A 15,346-nucleotide genomic window follows, 5' to 3' on the forward strand; every position below is an offset into this window, starting at 1 on the left:
GCTCAAAATTTTTTGCCCCAGACAGCAAGCCGTTCTTTCATCAATTGGCCGTCGCGCCGCATTTCTGTACGCAGGTCGTCCAGCTCCTCTGGGGTGAGCGAATAATACAGCGACCTCGTGGGTGGTTCTTCAGTTGTGCGCTGCCCATCGACCCCTTCCGGGTCGAACTGCTCTCTATCGAATGTCATACCGTATACCTCCACATATTCAAAATTCGCATGGCACTCACGCCCCCAAGGATCATGCACCCACAAATCACCAAAACCGTCTCGAATGACGTAATACGCCCCGGGGTCGTTACGCACCATGAGCGGCAAAACATCGTCGAACTCTTGCGTTTCCGGGTTGAACCGCCACACGTACTTCATTGTATCGAGCATGATCCACCCTCACATATCCAAATTCGGCGAGTCCCGGTTCAATGAGTTCTGACGCTCACGCTCTCTTTCTTCCTGATGCTGCTGCAAACGCTGAGCTTCGGTCTGCCGTGCTGCTCGCTGAACGTCCTGATTCGGTACTGCTGGCTCACTATTAACGTGCGTATTCATCAACGTGTGCCTCGCATAATCGCACTTTTTTATCCAAGCATTTACTGATGAATCATGCGTTTTTAACGCCTGATTCCACGCATCATCTCTAAACTTAATAGCGTCGGGATGATGGCTGTTTAAGTGATCGCGCCGAGCCTCGGATGGTCGCTCTACATTCTTACCAAAATCATTGTCCCACTGCATGGCCTTGCCCTTCGCCATGTGTTGGCCAATGAAGCCGACTGCCTTCTCCGGGTCTGGCCGCTCGCCCCGGGACTCCCCGTATGTACGATCCAGTCTAGACCGATACAGAGCCACATCAGCCTCGACAGCATCCATCTCAACATAATCGCGGACTGGCCGAACCGGTGCCGGTGCTGATAGCGCCTGCTGCGCCTCATCTCGCGTCATAGCGGCCTGCCGGGGCGCTTTCTTGGCCTCGTGTTGCGCACGGATAACATCGAACTGCTGTTGATCCTCTATGAAGCGCTGACGCTTATGATCAATGTCGGCATTGATGGCATCTTTGCGTCGCTGTTCAAGCTCAGGATCAGCAAACCGCACATCCAGCCGTCGCTCAACCGCGGTAGCAAGCACCCTATCCCTGAATTCCTGCCCGCCATGCACCGCTACAGCGCCGAATTTCTCCTTCGCCAGCAACAACCCTATCTCGATGCTATCCGCATCGTTGCGGCTGTCCTTGTTGAAAGTGATGCGCTGTCCTTCATCCCGGAACGCCAACCGATCATTGACCGAATAGTTAACAACACCAGTCGAACGATCAACAGCCCACCTAACGCGCTCCGAAAGCCTTGCAGGCCGTGCCGGGTCAAGATCGCTATCCGAAGTGGCCGTGAAGTAGGGTCGCTGTACGTCCGCGACATCCGGCTCTTGGGGATGTTTGCCTTTGCGTTTGTCTGCGTAGGAAAAGCCCCGAAGCTGCGCTATAGCTGCTGGATCACCGACCTCTGCACAATCTGCAACCCATTCCCGATAAGACAGATGTTTCTCTTTTCGTAAACTGGCATTTTCAGCTTTAAATATGGCTTTTAGTTCGTCTCGTTTGGTCGCAGCAGTAAACGCTGCGACCGACAGAAGTGCTCTGCGATGGTTGCCGTCTAGCCCACTTCGCCGGATGCCTTCCCGTTCTGCCCTAAGTAGATCGGTGAGGGCTTTACGCCGCAACTTCTGAGTGTGGGCTAGCTCAGCCTTAGCCGGAGCTTTCCTAGCCTTCCACTCAACGACAAAACCTTCATATTTGCCGCGCAACTCTGCGCGTTCTTTGGCGCGCTTCTCGCGGTTGTCGGCACGCTTGGTTGGATCGCGCAATGGGCGATGCTTGCTGTAGTTCTGATTCTCTAACGCTTCCCGTTCAAAATACCTGGTTTTAAGTGGCTCGTATGGGCCAAGCTGCTCTATGAGTTTTCCCCCACCCAACCCCATGTCAGATGCCTTGATCGGAGCCTGGGCGGGATCACTTACCGACGCCACGTAGAAAGCGTTGTTTCGGTCATTTGCTGGTCTCAACTCAAGTCCATGAGTGGCAAGTATAGTATGCAGCGCCTGCCACGAAGCTTTCGCGGATTCCATTAGCGCCTTGGCATCATCTTTGGGCGGTCCTTTGGCATAGCTCGCTAACGACTCATTACCACTGTGAACTTCAAACTGCCGGGCCTTCTCCGGCAAATCGGCGCGACTCCCTTCCCGTGCCTTGAGCCGGTGTGCTGCACTCGTATAAGTCCAATCTATAGACTTCTTACCGTCAACCTCTTTGACGGAAAAAGGCCCATTATCGTGTTTCCACCCTTGGTCAATTTCGATCTGCCGCATTGCCTTATCTAATGTGAATTTCGAATACGACATTTTCGGTACTCGGTGTCTATCTGGATGAACCTTATTCACCATGATATGCAAGTGCGCATTGTCGGTATCACGGTGTATGGCCGACAGATACTCATGACCGTTAAGCCCAATAGCAGCGAGCGCGAATTTACCGGCATCAAAAGCTTGATCATCGGTTGGGTAGTCTCCTTCTGACCAGCTCAGAACGAGGTGCATTACCGGATCTTTCGTGCGCTTACTTCGAACCGAAGTACCCCACATTTCAATCCACGCGGTATCCTCAGAAAGGCAGTTTGTTTGCACTGCCACAGCTCCTTCAGTGACCTCACCGGTCTCAGGATCAATACCATGTCGAAAACTATTTATGTACTTGGATAGACTACGGAAACTTGTCTTTCCATCGCTTCGTCGGCCAACGATCTTAGCGATCATCGCTATCCACTTCCTCGACGTCAGGCGCTATACGTTTGAGTGCCCTTGTCGCCTCGTCAACGGCATTCTTAAACGCAATCAACAACTCAGATGTTTGCTGTGAATACCCACCACGGCTGCTATTAAATAAGTTTTTTTGCAATCCGCCTAAACTACGGAGCTGAGCTGCAAACGTCTTTATGTCTGCACAGATGATGCGATCTGATTGGTTCCTTATGCGGCGACTTAATCCAGCACAACGAATAAACATCGACAATGATATGCCTGCATCCTCAGCTTTAGCTTTCAATGCATCTGCCTCTTCGGGCAAACAGCGAGTGTGAACGACCACAGTTCGTTTCCTTGTATCCGAACCAGAACGACCATTGACCATAACAAACTCCGACTCTAATGGCCGCACGGCGGCAGGGGTCTCGGGGCGCAGCCCTGAGCAGGGCAGGTTAGGGATGATGACGAGCGAAGCGAGGAAGAGCCCCGATGAGATACCAGCACGAAGTGCGCGGTAGCTCAAACCACACCCTGTCCTCGATCATCATGACTTCCACGGAGAAGGTAGCTTGGAGTTTTTATATGGTCAAATACGGCTCGGCGCCTAGAGAAAGTACGTACTTACACAATGTTCGCACCATGATGCCACAGAGTTGCCACAGAGTTGCTACAATGTGTACACAATCTTACCATGCAGTTACCGCATTGCCACCACAAAGCTACCACAATGGTTACACGCTATAGCCACAAAATTACCAGCTTGTTAGCACAGTCTTACCATACTAGTACCACTATTTTTGGAACGATATATGGGTCGAAATTTTTCGGGTTTTTCATAAAATGACTTGATGCGTTGAGGCGCTATACAAAAAAGCAAAGGGCATTTTTGAAAGGGGAAGGTTGATCAGCCTTCAGAACTGGCCGTGGTTTCCGATGCGCCCCATAGGGGCTTTGCCCCTCTGGACTCCCCACACTCGCCCGCGTGGCGTCGGGAGCCTGGGATAGAAACGCTCCCAGTCACCCTAGCGAAGGCTATTGACCTCGAACGCGTCAAGGGGCCGAGTCCTCGCCCCTTCGGTGCTGCGGGCCGCACCAACCCCTTGACTCGACCATTAGACTTCAGACATTTTCAAGATATGATGAGCGACGCGTAATGAAAAAGTCAGCATAAAAAATTAAGAGGGGGTTGCGGTGCAGATTTTGACAGTTTCAGATTTTGAAAAAGTGGCCGTTAGGTATTCAACTTTGTTCTATTCAAGATCTCTCAAGGATGGCCCGAAAAGCATCGCGTATTGGATATCAGTTTTTTTCTTTGTGCTAACAATATTGTTTATGTTCTACAGTTTGGTTGAGTTAGCGTTAGGGCGGGATGCGAACACAGGCCTAGCACTGATAGCTGTTCTTTTTGAATTCGTCGGTTTGGCAGTTTGGATTGCTTTTTATGAGCCTGCTTACAGATATGACAAGCTAAAAAGGTCCGGCTTAAATATTTCCGACGTGCTTTGTAAAAAACAAGATAGAGAAATTATCAAAGGCATTTGGCTTAAAAAGAATTTATCTGTCCCGCCTGATAAGTATTTTGATTTGGCCAAGAATTTTTATGAAGCTTAGGGTATGCTTTCCGAGTCTAGAAAGAATAAGCAGCTGGGCGATCGTTTTTTGAGTAGCTTTTTCAGCCTTAAGCCGCTTCAGACCTTGCTTTCAATTCCAGTTATATTGGCTATGATAAATTTCGCATTTAAAATACCCGGCGTGGAATTCACAGTGTCGAATATTGACCTCTCGGTTTTTATGATAACCGCTGCGAAATACTCGCTCACCCTTTTTCTTATTTCACTAACTCTAGTTTTGATTGTTGGATTGTTGTTGACGATGTCTATAGGTGTTTTCGAGCTGGTTAGTGAAACCTACAGAGGCAAATGCTCAGATTTGACTAAGAGAAGGTTTGTTAGAGCTTTGCTTGAGCGAGCCGACTTGGTGGGGTGAGTATAGCGTGCTGATGTGATCTATGCTCGTAGTGTCCGAAAACTTACGATGTATGACTTGGCTCACTTTGGTTGATTTAATTTGACTAATAACTATTAGTTTGTATTTTAGGTATCTGGATGGTGCATTTTTTATAGGTTTTCTGTGGGGTTTTCGAGAGCGTCTATCTAAGGTAGGACCCAAGGGAAAAACGCTCTCTGAATTATTTGTTAGGTGTTTAACTCTCTCCGAGTATCCGATTTGTGAGTGAGTACAAAGCAGATTTTGGAGAATTGGCGGTGGATGTTAACTGTTTGACTATCAGGTCGACTACCATCCGCGTATCATGAATCAGTGTTTTTTGCGCAATGGTCTGGGCGAGCGCGTTGTGGACGTCGATCCGTTTGCTAGGCGGGGTCTTCGACAAATCGAACGGCGTTGCCCCCTAGTGTCGTGTTTTATTTTACTAGTTTCTGTTTAGGTTAGTTGTTGGTGTTATCTACAACGCTTCCCGATACGGTATCCATCCCATATTCATCAGGTATCGCAGAGGTATCATCGTCCGAGCGCTGCATAGCCTTGTCTATCCAAGCTTGCTGCTCTCTGGTAGTTAACCAAGATTTCGAATTAGTGACGAAATCCTCTTTCCACTCGGGCGGAACGTTCATGTATAGGAATTTCAAAATGCCTATGGATGAACCATCTTCATGTTCTATTTTTAAAGACTCTCCGGCTTGCGGCCCCTGCGGGACCGCAGATATCTGATGTACACCGGATTGCACCCCCAGAGCGCGACTATTTGCAGCCTGACTCGGAGTGGGTTGTGGGGAAGCTGAATCGACTTGGCCACGTGTCCCAGGCGCAGCCTTGGCAGGCCTGAGAACTCTCACAGTGGCCGGTTGAGATATTTCCCTGAGAATGTGCTTGTAGCTGGCCACCGTTCTCACCGAAACGCCGGCGAGAGTCGCTATCGCAGAACGGACCAGTGCCTTGCCCTGGTCTTGAAGCTGCCTGCAAGCAGCGCGTATTTTGGATTCTGTGGCTTTGTGCCGCAGCTCATTAGTGCGCTGCGCAGCCAGGCTCTGCCGTTCTGTAAGCGACAAGCTGCCATCGAGCTGCATTGCGCCTCGATGGCAACGACGATCGCCGGTGTACCGATCCCACGTCCAGCGACCTACGGATTTGACCGTGGAGCGTATCGACGACAGCGGCAGGTTTTCCGAAAAACCCTGTTTGAGAAAGCTGTTGTGGTTGTACGCATACGCATCGAGCGAGCGCATGAACGACTCGAACGACCCCAGCTCACGCTCGCGATTGACGATGCTGTACGCAAAATAGCGCAGTTGCTCGAACAGGATGCAGTGCCGCGAATGGCTGACCTGATCAAGCTTCGGACCTGTGGCCCAGGGTTTGACTGTCAGCTCCACCGCGTTCGCCAGTTCGCCCAGTTCATACACGTGGGTGTGAAATTCGGTCGTCTCCCACCAGGGGTGACCGGGTGTTTTGGCCACCGGGCCACCGTGGTAGTCCATGTCCGCGTCGAGGCGAGCGGCAAACGCGGTATAGATCGCTTTCATGTACTGAATCGGCTTGACCCGTGCGTTCTCTGTGGTGCACACGGACGGCACGGCATAGAACAACTGGGAATGGCCGCTTTTGCGGTTACGCACCATCAGGTTCGGCGCGGGCAACCCGGCATCGTCCCAGGCCAAGGCGTTGGCATGGTCCAGGTCGAACACCAGCCAGGACACCATGCCGAGGCGATTGACCTGCATATAGGGATAACGCAGCGCGTATTCACGGGGACGGACGCGGGTCGCGGTTTTGTCGTCACTGCACCGCGCCATGTACGGCGCTTCCAGCAATAATCGGTTGAGCGCAGTGCCGTCTTCGAAAAAACGCGCCGGAGGCATGTGGGTGCTGGTGGCCAGCGGATCGACCTTGGCCGAGGGTGAGGTCGCGTGGGCAAGACTGATCGCGTTGTCGTGGCTCATGCCTCACCGCCTTGGCCAGCAGGTTGGCCAACGGCGTGAAAGGGTATGACACAAGGGGGCAACTGGGGGGGCACGGTGCTGTCATAGAGGACGCACAGCCGCTGAAGAATCTTTTCCATAAGTCCACCGTTCAGCGGTGAACTGAAGACTTCACTTTTGATGGCTTGAAGATTTCCTGCCTTGTCCGTCGGCCCATCTCAGCTTCTCCCTTGTGTGGTTTTGCGGGCTGCTGCACGGGCCTCCAGCCAATGATCAATTTCGTGCTCGAGAAAACCGATTACACGTCCGCCTCCGATGCTGATGGGTTGCGGAAAGTCATCTTGTTTGCACAGTCTCCACAAAGACGTTCGGCTGATAGCAATTTTTGAGCAGGTATCTTGGATACGAAGAACTCTCATGGCACGCCTCGAAACGTTATGGAATCGAGGGCATGTTCATTTTATCTGCCGCGTGGAGCACGGACATCAATTGTTCCTTTTCCGATGACTTTTTGTCCGTGCACTGAGAATTTGGCGAACCCTCACCTGATCTATGGCATGCCTACGGTTCGCTATCTCAGGGCTGGCGCGATGGCCACTGCGTTGATAGAGAGAGCCCCGCTTTGGCGGGCGTTTGTATTGGAAAATCGGTGTTTCGCCTTTGCCAGTCCGAGAACTAAGCTGGCCTCGCTAAGCTCGCTCACACTTCCCTTTGGTAAGCGGAATCCTTATGCAGTCAGATCGGACCCGGCTACTCGAGCTCGCACTCTATGAGATCAGGGGGCTGCTTGCTGATTATCTGGGCAGCGATGTGCATGCGCCAATGAGCGTACGTGTTGCCGTCCATGTGGGCTATGCAGTTCACAATGAGGCGGAGGCGGCATTCAACAATGTGGATTTCAGACTGATCCTGCGAGCGCTGAAAAGCGCCGTAATCGATCAGGTTCTGGGTGGTACTGATGGGGCAGCTTTGTTGAGGCGATTTCTGCCTGTTGCGAAGGACCGCTTTCGGCCAGAAGCGGTCACTTGTCAGCACCTAGAACTGCCTCAGCTAACTGGTCATCGAAGTATTCCGTGTCTTCGCGGGGCTCTGAATCCAATCGCCGCTTGGCCTCGGCCAACATTTGAGGAAGTGCGATTCGCTGGTTCAGAAAAGTAGCGACCATGATATCTGACAGTTCTTTAAAAGGAGTGTCCCAGGCATCTCGACAATGCTGTAGTAACGTTGTCGGAGCCTCTCCTTTCCAAGGGCCAATGATGTTGGCTACTGTCGTCGGTTGGACCATTGGCATCAATTCGTACTGGTTTGGAAAAAGGGATTCTACCCACAGATCGCACGCAGTGCGAACGGCCGCTTTGGGTCGAAAGCAGCCGGTCGTGGCTGATGGCTTTCGACCCGAAGCGGTCACTCCGCCCGCTGGCCCCTGGCCGACTCCTTCTTAAAAATGTCCGTCGTCTGGACAAAATCGACGAAACGCTTGTTAGCGAAGGAAAGGTATTCGCCCGCGCGCCAGCGCAAACTGAAACTCATGGTTTGTGGGGGGGTGAAAGGCACGCCCAGAATGCCCGGCTCGCGCTTCTGAGCAGAGCGCAATAAGGTGGAAATCCCCATACCATCGGCAGCGGCCTTAATGACGAGTGACACGAAGTTGCTTTGCAGTGCAATCCGGTAATTTGCGCTCCCCGCATCGCAGAAAGCGTCGAGTAATGGCGTTGCAGGAATGTTTGGTCAAACACCACCATGGGCTCATCCTGCAAGTGCCGGGCTTCCAGAAAGGGTTTCTGGGCTAACGGGTTGTGTTCGTTCATGCATAGCACCATCTCGTCTGTTCCCAGTACTACTGAGTCCCAACTCGATTGCACTCGCCGCGACTCCAACAACGCGACGTCGATGTTGCGGTCTTCAAGGCGCTGCCCATCGTGTCGACCCGCGACAGCAACTGCGCTGCCAAAGCACGCAGTTGCTCGGGGGAAATTTGGTCGAGATTGGGAGAAGAAGTCATGCGCCGGATTTTGCCAGAGCAGGCGCTTCGCGGCGATAGACCGATAGACTAATGGCAGCCGTTAAAGCAGTGTGATCGAGCCTCCAGAACCCGCGCGTAGCCATGGCAGACCCGGCACCAATGCCTGAAGTTGCTCGGTATCCAGTTCCATCTCAGAACCATGGCGAATGCCAGGCCGATGGAACTTGCCTTGGTTCAACCGGCGCGCCGCCAGCCATATTCTAAAGCCGTCATGCACCAGCACTTTCATGCGATTGGCGCGGCAATTGGCGAACAGATAAGCACAGTGCGGCTGCGCCGCACCGAACACCGCTATCACGCTGACCAATGCCGTCTAGGTGCCGGCGCGCATGTCCATCGGCTCGATGGCAAGCCAGATGGCGTCGATGCGAATCATCGCAAAAGGTCTCGAAGAAAGGTCGCGCAGGCAGCAGCATTTTCAGCGGGCCAGTTCACTTTGACGGTGCCTCGCGGGTGCTGTATTTCAACGCAACTGTTCGATGAGGACGGGTGAGATTTTGCCCCAGCCAGCCACACGGGTAATGGAATAAATGCAGGTCGCAGCGCTGTGCTTTTCTGCGATTGCAGCCGAATCCATTTGTGGACGAGGTTATGGCTGAGTGCGATGCTGGCAATCGAAGCACCAGGCTGGGCACACTCTTGAATGACTTGGGCTCTGAAGGAATTGGAGTAGGAACGGCGTGTTGGTTGCACGAAATACCCGCTTAAAAGGCTATAACTGGTGTCCACTTAATTTAAGTGAACACCATGTCTTGGCTTTTCGGAGCTGGGTAGATGACTTGGCCGGACGCATACACCGTATCGTTCACAAGTCCCACATCATCGAACTGAAAGGCGAATCAATGCGAAGAATCAAAATTCGCAAACGGTCGTAAGAGCATCTGACGCTTATCCAGGTGGGGAATACGAATGCAATTGGTCAAGTTGAATGCAAGCAGGTGGTCAAATACAACTAAATCAGATTTTTTAAGTAATTTTTCCTTAACGGAATTAAGTTTTTTGCTATGCTCCTTGGATCATCCTACCTAATCAGATCTGTGGGTTGAAACCGTAATAAATCCCAGTCCCGCTGCTAGCCCCTATTGGAGTTCAACAGTCCAGAGGTGATCCAGGTGGGTTGTGTAGATGCGGCTTAGTTTCTGGAGGCTTCATACCCCAGGCTGGCGTTACGGGAATACGTCCAAGGTGTACCGTACCTCGGCCCCATTTTTCGTTGAAATGATCCATCAAAGATTTATGAGGCGCGGCGGCTGTATGTTGGCGAAATTATCAGGTGTGTATTCTTCTGGCTTACGCCACTGACAAAGCCAGTGGGGTAAGCCAGCCTATTAATTATTTGACGTTACGGCTTGGCAACGTGCCAGACTTGGTTGACGCCGTCACCGGTTGTATCCCCTGGCTTGGTATCTTTGACCCAGCTGTAAAGTGGCATGCCTTTGTATGCCCATTGTTTTGTGCCATCGTCTCGAGTGACGACAGAGTAATCATGACCCGCTTTCGCGTCTGCGGATACCGGTAAAGGTGGCCAGTTTGAAGCGCATGGCCCATTGCAGACCGACTTGCCCGAGGTGTCCTTCCCGAAGGTATAAAGAGTCATTCCTTTCGCGTCTACGAGTACTTTTCCCTTGTCCGTTTCAGCAAGCTTGACTGGCGCATCGGCGAGCGCCAAACCCGACATGCAGCTGGCGGCAATAGCGACGGTGAGAATCATCTTTTTGAACATCTGTATTTCCTTTGGTCATTTTTAATTTTTAGAAGACCCACCTGCTTTTGAAACGGCAAGCGATCAGACAGTAGACGAGCCACAAACAGGTTAATTCGATTCCGTAGAAAAAACGTCCCGATATCATTTTTTGCTGGAATGCTGGGCTCCCCCCCCCCGGACCCTGTGCCTTCCTCAATTGAGCAAAGCGACGCTCACGGTCAAGCATCACTGGCTCATCTCAATGAGCGACGGCGATCCATCATCCAGGACTCATCATTTTCACTCATTATTATTCACTTGGTCGTGGAGTATCAGCAGGCCCCCATGAAGGCCTGCGCTGTTCAATCAGTCGGCCTTGAGCGTCGACACCACCTTGTTGCTGGCGAGATCGACTGTGGAGATACTCAAGTCCTCATTAAGGACATACGCCTTCGATTTGTCTTTGGTGAAGACAATGGCCTGGCGGGGTGCCTTCAAACCGGTCACAGTGGTGGTCACTTTCAGCGTTTTGGTGTCGATCACTGAAAGGCTGTTGTCACCGAGGTTACCCGAGTAGACGTGCAGCCCGTCTGGAGTGAGGGCTGCGCCGTAGGGGTCTTTGCCAACCATGACGGTGGTTGTGATGGCGCGTTTTTGAGTGTCGACAACTGCGATGCTGTTACTGCCGCTGTTAGCCGCGTACAGCGTATTGCCGTCCGCCGATATGGAGATGGCGCGCAACTTGTTGAAGCCAGTGATCTCACCTTCAATCGTATTGGTTTTGCTGTCGACCAAGGTAATTTTGTCCCCAAGAAAGTTGGTGACATAGACGGTTTTGCCGTCAGGGCTTACTCGGATGCCCTGGCGCGGTTGGGAGAAGCCAGGTACCACAGCTACTGGCCGCTGGTGATCAAGGTCAATGACCGACAGCGTGCTGGCCGCTTCATTGTTGACGTAGAGCAGGCTTCCGTCCTTGCTGAGTGTGGTACCAAAAGCACCTGCGCCCAACGGAATATCTGCAATCACTTTTAAAGTCTTGGTGTCAATCTTGCGCACGACCCCCAAACTGCTGTCGGAGAGGTAGAACACATCGCCAGTTGGCGAAAACACAATATTTCGCGGCGTGACGTAGCCGGTGAGAACCTGGCGAACCTTACCGGTTTTCAAATCATAAACCACTACATCTGGACGCTGACTGTAAGAGACCACCGCCGTCGTTTCATCAGGGCTGACGGCCAGCGAGTTGTTGTGAATATCGCCGTCAAACGTCCAGCGATCTTGCGCGGCCCACGCGCTCATTGATGCGGCCAACGCAACACCCAACGTCAGGGCTGTGACGGTTTTCTTTATCACATTCATCAGAGTTTCCTCATAGGGTAAGCAAGGCATCCAGTCGCGCCTTGGCATATACAACTCGTTCATCGCTGCAGGGCAATGAGTTGACTTTATGCGTCGTTGATAAATTCCGGAAACAAATTGTTTTGGTAGCTCTTACCTGTTTTATAAATAGGTCTAGCTATTCCTGGCTCACGAATTGACTGCAGTTTTCCCAGAATCGCTCAAGTCCAGGCGAGATGTATTTGTCCCGGTGGCGGATCAGAAAAAAACGTCGGGTCAGTGCAGGCAACGCGTGCGGCAGTCCAACCAGAACTTCAGAGGCCAGTAGATCCCGAACGACCCAGCGGGACAGGCAACTGATGCCGATGCCTTGTGCGAGGGTATGCTTGATGGCCTCTGAACTGCCGATCTGGCGCGTTTCGGCGAGATCGTGCAGATGAAGCAGCAGCAATCGTTCGACTTCTTCACGGGTACCAGAACCTGGCTCGCGCAGTAGCCATTCAGCCGTACGAAGATCATCAAGTGTGACCTGCTGCTTTAGTGCCAAGGGGTGCCGTTGGCCTGCGACAATAAGCAATTCATCAATTAGCCAAGGCTCGGCACTGAGTTCGGGCAGGTGGCAAGGCCCCTCGATCAGGCCCATATCAATCTCGAAATCAGCGACTCTTCTTGCGATAGCCATGCTGTTGGCCATGTCGACATCGACCCTCAAATGTGGTGCTGATTGACGTAGCTCACCGAGAATCAATGGCAGAACATAATTGCCTATCGTGGTACTGCATCCTACCCGCAAGCGTGTCTTCAGCCCGGCATGGCCGGGTAAGAAACTGGCCTCTATCTGTTGTGCATTCTCAAGCATCCTTCTGGCTTGAGGCAGTAAGGCATGGCCGTTATCGTTCAGCACTAAACGCTTGCCTACTCGGTCGAACAGCCTGGTATCCAAGGCGCTTTCCAACTCGTTCAGTGCGGCGCTGGTTGCAGATTGGGACAGTGACACCGAAATGGCGGCGCTGGTGGTGCTACCGTGCTGCGCGACGGCGCAGAAAATTTGTAGCTGGCGTAGGCTTAGCTTCAAGTAATCTACCTTCTTAATAGGTAATGTAAACCTATACTATCCGTTTTTACCGCTATGCCCATCAAGCTATACTTCAACCATGTCATATTGAAGGCACACTGAAGCGGGAGCGCGAAAATGAGTGAGACACGACTCGCAGCTATAATGGGCGGCAGCCACCCACTGGCGGCTTTGTCCAATCCACGAGAAGCGATCCGCCAGTTCACACCCAACTGGTTCGCCGCCACGATGGGCACCGGGATTCTGGCGCTGGCTCTGGGCCAACTGCCCTTTGTTGCGCAGTGGCCCAAAGCGTTAGGGGAAGCCTTGTGGTTTTTTAATATCGTGCTGTTTTGCCTGTTTACGCTGATGTACGCGAGCCGTTGGGTATTGTTCTTCGATGAGGCCAAACAGATCTTCGGCCACTCCACTGTATCGATGTTTTTTGGAACTATCCCCATGGGATTGGCGACCATCATCAACGGTTTTCTCCTTTATGGTTTGCCACGCTGGGGGGGTGGGGTAGTCGCTTTAGCCGAAGTGTTGTGGTGGATCGATGTCACCATGGCATTGGCCTGCGGGGTGCTGATCCCGTATATGATGTTTACTCGCCAGCAGCACAGCATTGATCAGATGACAGCGGTATGGCTGCTGCCAGTAGTTGCGGCTGAGGTGGCTGCCGCCAGTGGCGGTCTATTGGCTCCGCACCTCGCTGATGCGAGCGCACAGTTCACCATGCTCATCACCAGCTACGTGCTGTGGGCCTACTCGGTGCCCGTCGCCTTGAGCATACTGGTGATCCTGTTACTGCGCATGGCGCTGCACAAACTACCTCATGAAAGCATGGCAGCATCGAGCTGGCTGTCTTTAGGGCCGATCGGTACCGGGGCTTTGGGGATGTTGCTGCTGGGCAACGATGCTCCAGCAATCTTTGCTGCTCATGGAATGGCAAGCATCGGCGGCGTAGCCGAGGGCATTGGCTTGATCGGTGGTGTGCTGTTCTGGGGGCTGGGATTGTGGTGGATGGTATTGGCGCTGCTAATTACCGGGCGCTACTTCAGGGAGGGCATTCCGTTCAACCTCGGCTGGTGGGGCTTCACCTTTCCGCTGGGAGTGTACGCCGTAACAACCCTCAAATTGGGCTCTATGCTGCACCTCACGTTCTTTAGCTTCTTTGGCGTGGTGCTGGTGTTGATGCTGACTGTCATGTGGATGATCGTCGCGGCTAAAACCCTGGCTGGTGCCTATCGCGGCAACTTGTTCGTCTCGCCGTGTATCCGCTCGCTGAGCAAGGCGAGCAAAACCTGAGCCTTTGGCTACTTGATCGACTGTTTGGCGTGACGCAGTGTGGACAAAATGCGCTGCCTAACATTCGGGTGAGTGCAAACAGAAAGGGGACTTGGGTGTGGCATTTCCAGCAATGAAAAATTAGGGAAGGCGAGCCGAACACGCGGTATGGCTTTCTGGGCAACACGTCCAGCAAACACGATAGTGACGAGATCAGGGAAAAGCGTCAGTAGCGTGATCAGCATCTCGATACCTTCCTCAATTTGCGCTCTGCGGAGCGGACCCTTGGGCTTATCGAGATCTGGTAACCAAGGGTACAAATTCCAAAGGACGGTTTTGTGACGTGCCAGTCCAACCTGCTCAATGAAACCTTTCAGGTTGCGTTGTGCAGGCCCCGGATTGTCTCTTGAGACATACCGTGGAAGACTGACCGTTCGAGCGGGCGATTCCAACAAGATCAATACCCTTGCGAAGACGCCGCCATCCAGTGGATCGAAATACGGTAATGTTCTTTCGCCCGTGGACTGGGCCATTACCCAGCGCGTCAATTCAGCAGTTTTCGGCAGCAGCAGAAAGTCTTCTCTTACCTTCAGAGAAATTTCCTGCTCTGCGCTCTTCTGATTGAGTAACACTACTTGGAAGCCTCCTTCTTCAGGTTATAGGCCGCTACCGATTTACGAATATCTTCCCGCGCTTCGTCTGCGCTCCCCCAGCGGCCCATTTTCACCCACTTACCCGGCTCTAACGCTTTGTAGTTTTCGAAGAAGTGCTGAATCTGTGCGAGGAGTAACGCAGGGAGGTCAGAGCATTCCTTTACATTGCTGTACATAGAGCTGAGTTTTTCATGAGGCACTGCGATTACCTTGGCATCCGCACCAGCTTCGTCCGTCATGTACATCACACCTACTGGGCGACTGCGGATGACAACGCCAGGTGATACCGGGTAAGGGCAAATCACGAGGACGTCCAAAGGATCGCCGTCATCGCTCAAGGTATTTGGAATGAACCCGTAGTTAGCCGGGTAGAACATCGGCGTGCTGAGGAAGCGATCAACGAAGATCTGTCCACTTGGCTTGTCCACCTCGTACTTGATCGGCGAGTGGTTTGCAGGAATCTCGATAACGGTGAAGAAGTCATCGGGGATCGCGTTACCAGCTGGAATATCCGTGTAGCTCATGCTCATATCTCCAAGCGTCTAGGAAAGGCCAATGCCACTGACGTTTTTGCCAA

The 15,346-nt window shown here is 52.4% G+C and carries 15 protein-coding genes and 3 pseudogenes; 4 read left to right on the plus strand and 14 right to left on the minus strand.

Annotated elements, in window-relative coordinates; all coding sequences use genetic code 11:
* Positions 1–2: 2 nt before the first annotated feature.
* Genes AC0IXS_RS19440 through mobA form a run of 3 tightly spaced genes read right to left on the minus strand, consistent with a single transcriptional unit; the run spans position 3 to position 3,315 of the window.
* Entirely contained in the window at positions 3–380 is a 378-nt protein-coding gene (locus tag AC0IXS_RS19440) for a hypothetical protein (RefSeq protein ID WP_057409472.1), read from the minus strand.
* Positions 381–389: 9 nt separating this feature from the next.
* Positions 390–2,804 carry a TraI/MobA(P) family conjugative relaxase gene (traI, locus tag AC0IXS_RS19445; RefSeq protein WP_057409473.1) on the minus strand — a complete coding sequence of 805 codons (2,415 nt, stop codon included), beginning with the start codon at positions 2,802–2,804 and terminating at the stop codon, positions 390–392.
* Positions 2,794–3,315 carry a plasmid mobilization protein MobA gene (gene mobA, locus AC0IXS_RS19450; RefSeq protein ID WP_471825476.1) on the minus strand — a complete coding sequence of 174 codons (522 nt, stop codon included), beginning with the start codon at positions 3,313–3,315 and terminating at the stop codon, positions 2,794–2,796. Before mobA ends, traI begins: the two co-directional genes overlap by 11 nt.
* 668 nt (positions 3,316–3,983) lie before the next feature.
* On the opposite strand from mobA, the gene AC0IXS_RS19455 reads away from it, so the two are divergent.
* Positions 3,984–4,403, plus strand: a complete 420-nt coding sequence (locus tag AC0IXS_RS19455; protein ID WP_235806263.1) for a hypothetical protein — start codon at positions 3,984–3,986, stop codon at positions 4,401–4,403.
* Positions 4,404–4,406: 3 nt separating this feature from the next.
* Positions 4,407–4,778 carry a hypothetical protein gene (locus AC0IXS_RS19460; RefSeq protein WP_235806264.1) on the plus strand — a complete coding sequence of 124 codons (372 nt, stop codon included), beginning with the start codon at positions 4,407–4,409 and terminating at the stop codon, positions 4,776–4,778.
* Positions 4,779–5,452: 674 nt separating this feature from the next.
* Here the strand turns inward: AC0IXS_RS19460 and AC0IXS_RS19465 are convergent.
* The 4 genes and pseudogenes from AC0IXS_RS19465 to tnpB form a co-directional block, all read right to left on the minus strand.
* Positions 5,453–6,751 (minus strand): annotated as a pseudogene (locus tag AC0IXS_RS19465) (replication initiation protein); the annotation flags it as partial.
* Positions 6,752–6,948: 197 nt separating this feature from the next.
* The gene (locus AC0IXS_RS19470; RefSeq protein ID WP_080544384.1) at positions 6,949–7,149 is read right to left on the minus strand and encodes a helix-turn-helix transcriptional regulator; all 201 of its coding nucleotides are present in this window, start codon (positions 7,147–7,149) and stop codon (positions 6,949–6,951) included.
* 985 nt (positions 7,150–8,134) lie between these two features.
* Positions 8,135–8,592: pseudogene (locus AC0IXS_RS19475) on the minus strand (LysR family transcriptional regulator substrate-binding protein).
* Between the two features lie 201 nt (positions 8,593–8,793).
* On the minus strand, positions 8,794–8,982 hold the full coding sequence (tnpB, locus tag AC0IXS_RS19480) for an IS66 family insertion sequence element accessory protein TnpB (protein ID WP_416221022.1): 189 nt from the start codon (positions 8,980–8,982) through the stop codon (positions 8,794–8,796).
* On the opposite strand from tnpB, the gene AC0IXS_RS19485 reads away from it, so the two are divergent.
* Positions 8,911–9,246 carry a hypothetical protein gene (locus tag AC0IXS_RS19485; RefSeq protein WP_244647105.1) on the plus strand — a complete coding sequence of 112 codons (336 nt, stop codon included), beginning with the start codon at positions 8,911–8,913 and terminating at the stop codon, positions 9,244–9,246. The two genes, tnpB and AC0IXS_RS19485, sit on opposite strands and share 72 nt — an antisense overlap.
* A gap of 95 nt (positions 9,247–9,341) precedes the next feature.
* Here AC0IXS_RS19485 and AC0IXS_RS19490 read toward each other — a convergent pair.
* The 5 genes and pseudogenes from AC0IXS_RS19490 to AC0IXS_RS19510 all read right to left on the minus strand — a co-directional run.
* Positions 9,342–9,482, minus strand: a pseudogene (locus tag AC0IXS_RS19490) (transposase); the annotation flags it as partial.
* Positions 9,483–9,842: 360 nt separating this feature from the next.
* Entirely contained in the window at positions 9,843–9,980 is a 138-nt protein-coding gene (locus AC0IXS_RS19495) for a DUF4113 domain-containing protein (protein ID WP_406644087.1), read from the minus strand.
* Between the two features lie 115 nt (positions 9,981–10,095).
* Positions 10,096–10,476 (minus strand): COG4315 family predicted lipoprotein, encoded by a 381-nt coding sequence (locus AC0IXS_RS19500; RefSeq protein ID WP_185795482.1) that lies wholly within the window; start codon positions 10,474–10,476, stop codon positions 10,096–10,098.
* Between the two features lie 327 nt (positions 10,477–10,803).
* Positions 10,804–11,796: a beta-propeller fold lactonase family protein gene (locus tag AC0IXS_RS19505; protein ID WP_042928567.1), complete on the minus strand. Its 993-nt coding sequence runs from the start codon at positions 11,794–11,796 to the stop codon at positions 10,804–10,806.
* A 157-nt stretch (positions 11,797–11,953) separates the two neighbouring features.
* Positions 11,954–12,850, minus strand: coding sequence for a LysR family transcriptional regulator (locus AC0IXS_RS19510; RefSeq protein ID WP_185795481.1), 897 nt, complete (start codon positions 12,848–12,850; stop codon positions 11,954–11,956).
* A 117-nt stretch (positions 12,851–12,967) separates the two neighbouring features.
* On the opposite strand from AC0IXS_RS19510, the gene AC0IXS_RS19515 reads away from it, so the two are divergent.
* Positions 12,968–14,137 carry a TDT family transporter gene (locus AC0IXS_RS19515; protein ID WP_029571626.1) on the plus strand — a complete coding sequence of 390 codons (1,170 nt, stop codon included), beginning with the start codon at positions 12,968–12,970 and terminating at the stop codon, positions 14,135–14,137.
* An 8-nt stretch (positions 14,138–14,145) separates the two neighbouring features.
* Here the strand turns inward: AC0IXS_RS19515 and AC0IXS_RS19520 are convergent, their stop codons facing one another.
* Together AC0IXS_RS19520 and ppa are read right to left on the minus strand one after the other, a co-directional pair.
* The gene (locus AC0IXS_RS19520) at positions 14,146–14,748 is read right to left on the minus strand and encodes a uracil-DNA glycosylase (protein ID WP_003317532.1); all 603 of its coding nucleotides are present in this window, start codon (positions 14,746–14,748) and stop codon (positions 14,146–14,148) included.
* The gene (gene ppa / locus AC0IXS_RS19525) at positions 14,748–15,293 is read right to left on the minus strand and encodes an inorganic diphosphatase (RefSeq protein WP_003317533.1); all 546 of its coding nucleotides are present in this window, start codon (positions 15,291–15,293) and stop codon (positions 14,748–14,750) included. The genes AC0IXS_RS19520 and ppa overlap by 1 nt, the downstream gene beginning before the upstream one ends.
* Positions 15,294–15,346: the final 53 nt, after the last annotated feature.

It is taken from the genome of Pseudomonas sp. AC016, assembly GCF_979253365.1.

What these genes read in the sequence shown, in the direction of transcription:
- ppa (WP_003317533.1), bottom strand. Translation starts at nt 15,293, where the DNA reads ATGAGCTACACGGATATTCCAGCTGGTAACGCGATCCCCGATGACTTC.
- AC0IXS_RS19515 (WP_029571626.1), top strand. Translation starts at nt 12,968, where the DNA reads ATGAGTGAGACACGACTCGCAGCTATAATGGGCGGCAGCCACCCACTG.
- tnpB (WP_416221022.1), bottom strand. Translation starts at nt 8,982, where the DNA reads ATGAAAGTGCTGGTGCATGACGGCTTTAGAATATGGCTGGCGGCGCGC.
- AC0IXS_RS19470 (WP_080544384.1), bottom strand. Translation starts at nt 7,149, where the DNA reads ATGAGAGTTCTTCGTATCCAAGATACCTGCTCAAAAATTGCTATCAGC.
- AC0IXS_RS19440 (WP_057409472.1), bottom strand. Translation starts at nt 380, where the DNA reads ATGCTCGATACAATGAAGTACGTGTGGCGGTTCAACCCGGAAACGCAA.
- AC0IXS_RS19485 (WP_244647105.1), top strand. Translation starts at nt 8,911, where the DNA reads ATGGAACTTGCCTTGGTTCAACCGGCGCGCCGCCAGCCATATTCTAAA.
- AC0IXS_RS19505 (WP_042928567.1), bottom strand. Translation starts at nt 11,796, where the DNA reads ATGAATGTGATAAAGAAAACCGTCACAGCCCTGACGTTGGGTGTTGCG.
- AC0IXS_RS19500 (WP_185795482.1), bottom strand. Translation starts at nt 10,476, where the DNA reads ATGTTCAAAAAGATGATTCTCACCGTCGCTATTGCCGCCAGCTGCATG.
- traI (WP_057409473.1), bottom strand. Translation starts at nt 2,804, where the DNA reads ATGATCGCTAAGATCGTTGGCCGACGAAGCGATGGAAAGACAAGTTTC.
- AC0IXS_RS19495 (WP_406644087.1), bottom strand. Translation starts at nt 9,980, where the DNA reads ATGGATCATTTCAACGAAAAATGGGGCCGAGGTACGGTACACCTTGGA.
- AC0IXS_RS19460 (WP_235806264.1), top strand. Translation starts at nt 4,407, where the DNA reads ATGCTTTCCGAGTCTAGAAAGAATAAGCAGCTGGGCGATCGTTTTTTG.